The organism is Paenibacillus sp. FSL P2-0173 (genome assembly GCF_038008045.1).
Classification (GTDB): Bacteria; Bacillota; Bacilli; order Paenibacillales; family Paenibacillaceae; genus Paenibacillus; species Paenibacillus polymyxa_B.
The window spans coordinates 231,594-239,669 of record NZ_JBBOYK010000005.1; the positions used below are offsets into that span (position 1 = coordinate 231,594).

The 8,076-nt window shown below is 50.0% G+C and carries 6 protein-coding genes; all 6 read left to right on the forward strand.

Annotation, left to right across the window (positions count from 1 at the left end):
• Positions 1-3: 3 nt before the first annotated feature.
• The 6 genes from MKX30_RS24135 to MKX30_RS24160 all read left to right on the forward strand — a co-directional run bounded on the left by MKX30_RS24135 (position 4) and on the right by MKX30_RS24160 (position 7,740).
• Positions 4-1,830: a protein O-GlcNAcase gene (locus MKX30_RS24135; protein WP_341063663.1), complete on the forward strand. Its 1,827-nt coding sequence runs from the start codon at positions 4-6 to the stop codon at positions 1,828-1,830.
• Positions 1,831-1,930: 100 nt separating this feature from the next.
• Entirely contained in the window at positions 1,931-3,469 is a 1,539-nt protein-coding gene (locus MKX30_RS24140; protein ID WP_341063664.1) for a DUF4127 family protein, read from the forward strand.
• A 5-nt stretch (positions 3,470-3,474) separates the two neighbouring features.
• Positions 3,475-4,194 (forward strand): N-acetylmannosamine-6-phosphate 2-epimerase, encoded by a 720-nt coding sequence (locus MKX30_RS24145; RefSeq protein WP_264454271.1) that lies wholly within the window; start codon positions 3,475-3,477, stop codon positions 4,192-4,194.
• Positions 4,172-5,011: a MurR/RpiR family transcriptional regulator gene (locus tag MKX30_RS24150; protein ID WP_023986653.1), complete on the forward strand. Its 840-nt coding sequence runs from the start codon at positions 4,172-4,174 to the stop codon at positions 5,009-5,011. Before MKX30_RS24145 ends, MKX30_RS24150 begins: the two co-directional genes overlap by 23 nt.
• Positions 5,012-5,141: 130 nt before the next feature.
• Positions 5,142-6,104 carry an ROK family protein gene (locus tag MKX30_RS24155; RefSeq protein ID WP_264454270.1) on the forward strand — a complete coding sequence of 321 codons (963 nt, stop codon included), beginning with the start codon at positions 5,142-5,144 and terminating at the stop codon, positions 6,102-6,104.
• Between the two features lie 25 nt (positions 6,105-6,129).
• The gene (locus tag MKX30_RS24160) at positions 6,130-7,740 is read left to right on the forward strand and encodes an FAD-dependent oxidoreductase (protein WP_254349109.1); all 1,611 of its coding nucleotides are present in this window, start codon (positions 6,130-6,132) and stop codon (positions 7,738-7,740) included.
• Positions 7,741-8,076 lie beyond the last annotated feature (336 nt).

The window sequence follows — 8,076 nt, forward strand, 5'->3', positions numbered from 1 at the left end:
GCGATGAAATTGTCCAAAGGAATGGGGCCTCATTCGGGTGTAGGGTTATCACCGCAGGAGATACAATATTATTTTCGTGATGTGTATGACAGCGGGGAAAGGCTGGTTATCTCCGAACCGCGTCTGATCTGTGAACTGTCCTCTCGCTTTGCAATGAATCAGGAGTATGAAGGTGTGCTGGACCCCGAGGGACCGATCAAGCTTATTGTGCCTCCAGGACCGGGTGTACCGACTGAAACACGGGGAAGCGTGCAGTTGGTGCTCGAATATGACGGAACGCTTGCTGCAGACGGATATCGGTTGGACATTCAGAAGGACGGGCGGATTGAAGTCCATGCTTCCAATAAAAGAGGGCTCAAATACGGCATGGATGCCCTGCATCTCCTGCTTCAAGTGGAACAGGAGCGATGTACTCTGCCGGTGATGTCTATTCGGGATGAGCCTTCCTTCCCGGTCAGAGGAATTATTGAAGGCTTCTATGGGAAACCGTGGAGTTTCGCGGATCGGATGGATGCTGTCCGTTTTATGGCTGCGCATCGGATGAACACGTTCATGTATGCCCCCAAGGATGATCCATATCATCGTGAGCTATGGAGAGAGTCGTACCCTGAGGATACGTTTGCCCAGATCCGCGAATTAAAGGAAGCCTGCGAACGGCATGAGATTGATTTTCATTACTGTATCAGTCCAGGGAACGACCTAAGCTTTGGCAGCGATGAAGATTTCCTTAAATTGACGGAAAAGCTAGCGGACGTGATTGCGATTGGCGTACGTCATTTTTCTGTATTAATGGATGATATTGATTATGTACTCAAAGGGGAAAATCGACATTTGCTGGGCCGCTCGGGTCACGCTCATGTCTTTTTGACGAACAAGGTTCACACATGGCTGGCTGAACGGCTGCCTGAGTTTACACTGACAGTCTGTCCTTCGGAATATTGGTCGTATTGGGATACCGAATACAAAAAGGACTTCCGTGAGCGGCTGCATCCGGAGATTAAGGTGTTCTGGACGGGGTACTTTGTTTTTGCCCCACAGATTAGTCGCGAGCACGCCGCTGATAATCATGCGTTCTTCGGACATGAGCTGTGGCTGTGGGATAACATCCCGGTGAATGATTGTGACCATGATCGGTTATTCCTTGATCCGCTGCGCGGACGGTATTCCGGGCTACCAGACTGTGGACATACCGGTATGGTGGCCAACCCGATGAATCAGTGGGAATGCTCCAAAGTAACGCTCATTACGATGTCCCACTATATGTGGAACAGTGAACGGTATATGCCTGAGCTATCTTGGCAATGGGCTGCGCGGGAGTTAGCGGGAGAGCGTGCGGATGAACTGATGTTTTTCTGTCGTCAAAACAGAAACAGCCGACTGGGCGGCAGCGCGTATGAGGACGTGGATCTTGCTTTGCAAATGCGCGATATCCCTGCGCTGGATATGTACTTTGAGCGGCTGCTTCAGACCGTGAGCGTCCTACGGAACGTGCCTGCCGATGATCTAGCGGCAGGGTTCGTGTCCCAGGCCGCACCGTGGCTGGAACGTGCCGAGCTGGACGCAGGCCTGTGGCATGTGCTGCGCCAAGCTGCGCTCAGTGGCGAGCGACAGGACGATGCACATTCAAGGGGAAGCAGCATGCCGAGCGAAGTAGTTGACGGGCAAGATCCGTCGCCTCTGACGGACGAAATCGCAGGAGAACTGCGATGCGGTATCACTGCTTGCTTAGAAGCGGAGGCTCGGCTGGGTAGCAATCCGGCGATCCGTGCTGCCGCGCAGTGGGGTTATGTCGATCAGGACGAACAAGGCAAATATCGACTGATCTTGTGAGTGTTTGCGATGGATTATGAAACCAAGGCAGCATAGCTGCCCTGAAAATAATCATTTGCCGTTAGGATAACGGTAATTTTCAGGAGAGGTGGAACGTACGGTGAAGTCAAGCACCCGATTACTTTTTATACCGCTGGATGAGCGGCCCTGTAATTATCAATTTCCTTATTTACTGGCACAGGGTACAGACTTGGAAATGGAGCGACCCCCATTAGAATGGATGGGACAAAAGAAAACCCCTGGCGATACGACCCGACTATGGGCATGGCTCGAAGAACGCGCGGCTACTGCTGATGGAGCCATTGTTGCGATGGATACGTTGCTGTACGGAGGAATCGTACCTTCTCGACTACACGGTATGTCGAGCGAGCAGGTCAGAGATAGAGTGAATCGGCTTCGCAGGCTAAAGCAACTATATCCGCAACTGACTCTGTATGCATTTCAACTAATTATGCGTTGTCCGCAATACTCTTTGGCTGATGAAGAACCGGATTACTATGCCGATTGGGGGCGTGAGATATTCCGAAAGGGCTTCATTGAGCATCGTCAGGAGCTGGGGATCGCTACCGCTGAAGAGTTGCTCGAATTAGCTGATATAAACGAGCGTTTGCCAATGGAAATACTGGATGATTACTTGGGGCGTCGCCATGTGAATTTGGAGGCTAATGAAGTTGCACTGGATCTCGTAGCAGAAGGTATCATTGATTTTATGATCATCCCACAGGATGATTCGGCTCCCTACGGCTATACCGCCAAGGATCAGCAGCGGCTAAGAAGTCGTATTTCTGAGCTTGGGCTGGATTTGAATGTATACATGTACCCGGGGGCAGATGAAGTGGGTTGTACGTTGCTGGCTCGTTGGGTTAACAAGATGAATAATGTAGTCCCACTGGTGTATCCCCGATTGTCTGCTTTGCAGGGGGCATTCGTAGTTCCGCTTTTTGAAGATCGATATTTTTACGAAACCTTAAAATATCAGATTATGGCGGCAGGTGGGCTGATAGCTTCCTCTGCAACGGAGGCTGATTTGATTTTGTTGGCTAACACACCCGGTGACACGATGGCAGAGGCTTCATCCCAGCAGCGTGCAATGACCGGATATGATGTACATCGGAATGTAGTAGAGCTGGTTGAGTACGGTTCTTATATGCTGCAATATGCAGGTCAAAATGTTGCAGTTGCTGATGTGGGCTACGCCAACGGCGCAGATCTCAAGCTACTTAGACTATTAAAGCAAAAAGGACTGCTTTTTAAGCTGGCAGGTTATGCAGGCTGGAATACCAGTTCTAACACGCTGGGCACCGTCATTGCTCAGTCCATGCTGTATACCCACTATGGCTCTACGGAGGAACATTTGGATTTTCTGTCGCTGCGCTACGCGGAGGATGCCTGTTATTGCGCTGTGGTACGTACGGCTATGAATAACGGGATTGTGGAGCAGATGGGTTTTACCAAGTTTATGCTCGATGGACCGAGAGGCTCGGTAGCTGCGGTTATTCGCGGACGGCTGGAGCAGGCACTCAATGAATATGTGAACGGGCCGGAAGGCCGCGTGGAAATTACAGATTGCTACATGCCGTGGAACCGCACCTTTGAAGTCGGATTAACCGTACGGCATCATGCCGAGAAGAGAGGGTGATTCCTATGGGAATGGAAGGTGTATTATCCAAAGTTCAGCACGGACTGATCGTATCCTGTCAGGCGCTACCAGGAGAACCGTTACATGGAGCAGATTCTATGGTCAAAATGGCGCGTGCCGCACAGCAGGGTGGAGCTGTAGCGATTCGCGCCAATGGCGCATCGGATGTATGTGCGATTAAACAGGCGATTTCTCTACCAGTGATTGGCTTGATTAAGCGGGATTATGATGATTCTGATATTTACATTACGCCCACCCTTCGTGAAATGGAGGAACTGGTGGAGGCAGGGGCGGATATCATTGCGCTGGATGCCACATTACGACCGCGCCCAGCGGGATGTAAGCTGAAGAGGCTCCTAGATTATGCCCATGAGCAGGGAGTCACTTCCATGGCAGACATATCGACACTGGAGGAGGCGCTTCATGCGGCCTCCCTTGGCGCAGACTGCGTATCCACCACGTTATCCGGGTATACGCCGTACTCTACTCAGATTGAGGGTCCTGATCTGGAGCTGGTTCGGAGAGCGTCGGAACTGGTTCCTGTTCCTTTAATTGCAGAGGGCAAAATCTATGATCCAGCGCAGGTTGAGGAAGCATTCCGAATGGGAGCACATGCAGTGGTTGTAGGCTCGGCGATTACCAGACCCCAATTGATTACGCAGCGGTTTGCCGATGCCGCAAGGAAGGCAGTGAAATGCATCTATGGAGATGAACGACCGAATTAACACGTATTATCCTTCATTAACGAAATCGGAGCAGAAAGTCGCCTTATGCGTACTGGAGCATCCCGCAGATATCATATATTTCTCCGTGACGGAGCTGGCGGATTTTGCAGGTACAGGCGAAACGACGGTGATGCGCTTTTGTCGGAAAATTGGGTTCAAAGGTTATCAGGATTTCCGACTGTCCCTGGCACAAAACCAGACTTATCGTAAAACCGATATGGGCGAGGAGAACATCGACCCAGATAACGAACAAGATATTACGCGTACGGTGTATCACAACATGCTCGATATTTTGCACTCCAGTATGGGACTGCTGGACCATTCAGAGCTTGGTCGTGCGATTGCGTGTCTCGATCAAGCGGGCTATGTTCAATTTTTCGGCGTAGGCGCTTCGGGAATTTCCGCGCAGGATGCTAAAAATCGTTTCTTACGGATTGGGCGCCGCGCCGAGGCTGTGGCAGACGGACATATTCAGTCGATGATGGCGGTGTCCATGAACCCGGGTGATGTGGCTATCGGCATTAGTGTATCAGGAAGTACGCTGGATACGAACGATATGCTGCATAAAGCCAAGCAAAACGGTGCAACTGTTATCGCAATTACGAATTATGCCAAATCACCCATTACCTCCATTGCAGATATCGTGTTGCTGACCGCGGGCAAGGAAGCGCCGATAGAAGGTGGCTCAATCGGCGCTAAAATCTCACAACTATTCGTGATTGACCTCATCTGCGAAGGGCTTGCTCGCAAGCACACGAGTCACACCAAACGGATGAAGGAAAAAACAGCGAGGGCCGTTATTGAACGAAGCTATTGAGATTTTTCAGTTGTGAATTGAAAACTGTGCGCTCTGACAGTTCAATGACTTGTGTTTGTGGTGCATATGAATGGCTATTTCATGTATTGCTACTAAATAGAAGGTTTGTAAAAAGAGCTAGTAAGCTTTTATGTGGGGCAACAAGGAGGTTGGTGTGGTGGCAGCTGCTGTGAACAGAGTCATTGGAATCGACATTGGGGGCACATCGGTGAAGGCCGCCATAGTGGCACGGGACGGATCGGTGCTTGATGAAATCCGGCTGGATACGGACGCTTCCCGTGGACGTGAATGGGTGTTGTCGCGGGTGTCAGAATCTGTGCTCGGACTGTTGCGTTCTTTTGGAGATACCAGCATCGGTGCCCATATAGATGTAGGCGCTCTAGGCATTGCTACTGCTGGCCGAGTAAATGTGGAGAGCGGCGAAGTTGTGTATGCCACAGATAACCTACCTGGCTGGCAAGGTACATCCTTGGTAACGTGGGCTAGAGAAAAACTGGCTTTACGAGCGGTTGCTGATAATGATGCGAACGCCGCTTTACTTGGAGAAGCGTGGCAGGGAGCGGGGAAAGGCAAGCGACGCTTGGTGATGCTCACGTTGGGAACAGGTGTCGGAGGTGCATATATGGAAAATGGCCACTTGTGCAGAGGGACTCATTGGAGTGGCGGTGATTGGGGGCACAGTATTCTATTCCCGGGGGGACACCCCTGCAATTGTGGAAAAAAAGGGTGCGCCGAGCAATATGTATCGGGGAGCGCCCTGTTACGTCGAGGTAGGGAACACGTCGGTAAATTGTACCGCTCAGGGAACGAGATTGTGAAAGAGGCTGCTTACGGTAACCAGGAAGCAATCCAAGTGCTGGATGATTACACCGCAGATTTAGCTGTGCTTCTATCTAATATCTCGGTGCCTCTTGATCCTGAGGCGATCATTGTAGGCGGAGGAGTAGCGGACGCGGGAGAGGTCTGGTGGCCCATGCTGGAAAAGCATCTGCACCAACTTGGAGTTCAAACGGAAGTAAGTCGGGCATTGTTGGGCAATCGCGCTGGAATCATCGGCGCTGCACGGCTTGCATTCGAAATGACCGGGTCCTAGTACAAGAATGAAAGGGGAACGAACCATGACGCAAAAACGGCTTGATACCGACATTGTTGTGATTGGCGGAGGTCTGGGGGGGACATCGGCAGCTCTCGCGGCGGCGAAGGCTGGCATGAGAGTCATCGTGACAGAGGAGACGGACTGGTTAGGGGGGCAGTTAACTTCACAGGCGGTTCCCCCAGATGAGCATCGATGGATCGAACAATTTGGATGCACAGCAACATACCGTGAGTTCCGTAATCGTGTGCGTGACTATTACCGTCAGAACTATCCGTTAACCGAAGAAGCAAGGAATAATCCCATTCTCAACCCTGGGAACGGTTGGGTAAGCCGTCTGGCCCATGAACCACGGGTAGCGCTGCGGGTGCTTGAAGATATGCTCGCTCCCTATTTGAATACGGGGCGCGTTCATGTATACTATCACACCGTGCCTATTGCGGTTCAGACGGATGGGGACTGTATTACTTCTGTAACTGTCCGTACCTCGAATAGCTCTGATCATAAGTGTGGATTTAGAGTGCTGCACGGAACGTTTTATCTGGATGCGACAGAGTGTGGTGATCTCCTTCCAATGGCGGGCGTGGAGCATACGAGTGGAGCGGAGTCGCGGGCTGCTACGGGTGAACCTCATGCACTGGAGTGTGCTAACCCTTTTGATATGCAATCTATCACACATGTGGCTGCCGTAGACTATATTCCCCAGGAAAGCTTCATTATAGAGCGCCCGCAACAATATGATTTCTGGAGAAATTATATTCCTTCCTTTTCCCGTTTTCCGATTTTGAGCTGGTTTGCTACTGACGCGGATGATACCAGTAAACTAAAACAGTTCACATTGTTTCCTAACGATCAGGGCATTGTATCCTTATGGGATTATCGTCGTATTGTAGATTCCTCGATATGGAGCGAACCGCTAAATGATGGTGAGGTAACTCTTTTAAACTGGGCGCAAAATGATTATTACCTAGGGCCATTGATCGGTGTCACCGCTCAGGAGCAGGCAAAACATCGAGAAGGAGCGCGTGAGTTGACTCGTTCATTAATATATTGGCTTCAAACCGAAGCGCCCCGATTAGATGGAGGGTTCGGCTATCCGGGAATTCGACCACGGGGTGATATTCTCGGCACATCTGACGGTCTGGCTAAAACGGCTTATATTCGCGAGTCACGCCGAATTCAGGCCAAGTATATGATATCTGAGTTTGATGTAAGTCGTGAGCTTCGGGGGGAAGAGGGGCCAAAGCGATATACAGACAGTGTAGGTGTAGGTAGCTATCATTTGGATCTTCATCCAACTACGGTATCTCAGCGAACATTCTACATCCCTAACTATCCCTATGAAATTCCATTGGGCTCACTTATTCCGGTGAGAGTGCGCAATTTACTTCCTGCCTGCAAAAATATAGGGATGACCCAAATAGCCAATGGCTGCTATCGATTGCATCCTACAGAATGGAATATAGGAGAATCAGCGGGAAGCCTGGCGGCTTACTGTGTCTCCAACGAAGTATATCCCATTGAAGTGAGCCGATCAGCAGAGCATCTTGGATGTTTTCAAAATGTTCTTCTTCGCCAAGGTGTGGAACTGCACTGGCCTGCAGAGGTATTCGAGCCAGAGGGAGTCATCAGCTAATGAAGGGGCAACTAGCCCCTCGACTGATTTAAATGAGCTGAAAGATGAACGGATTTATTCTAAAATAAAAAAACAAAAAAAGTGCTTGCTAAGTTGCTTGGCTTTATGATATATTATTTGAGCTGACAACAAAACAGCAGTTTCAAAAGCGAAAAGCTTGGGTGAAACGATCTTCGAAAAAAAGAAAAAAAATAACCCTTGCATTTTTGAAACGAACATGATATGATCTTATAGCTGCTGAAAAACGCGGCGAAAGAGAAATGTTTGATCTTTGAAAACTGAACAACGAGTGAGTAAAACGATTTTGTTCGCAAAATCAAACAAGAGATATTTTTA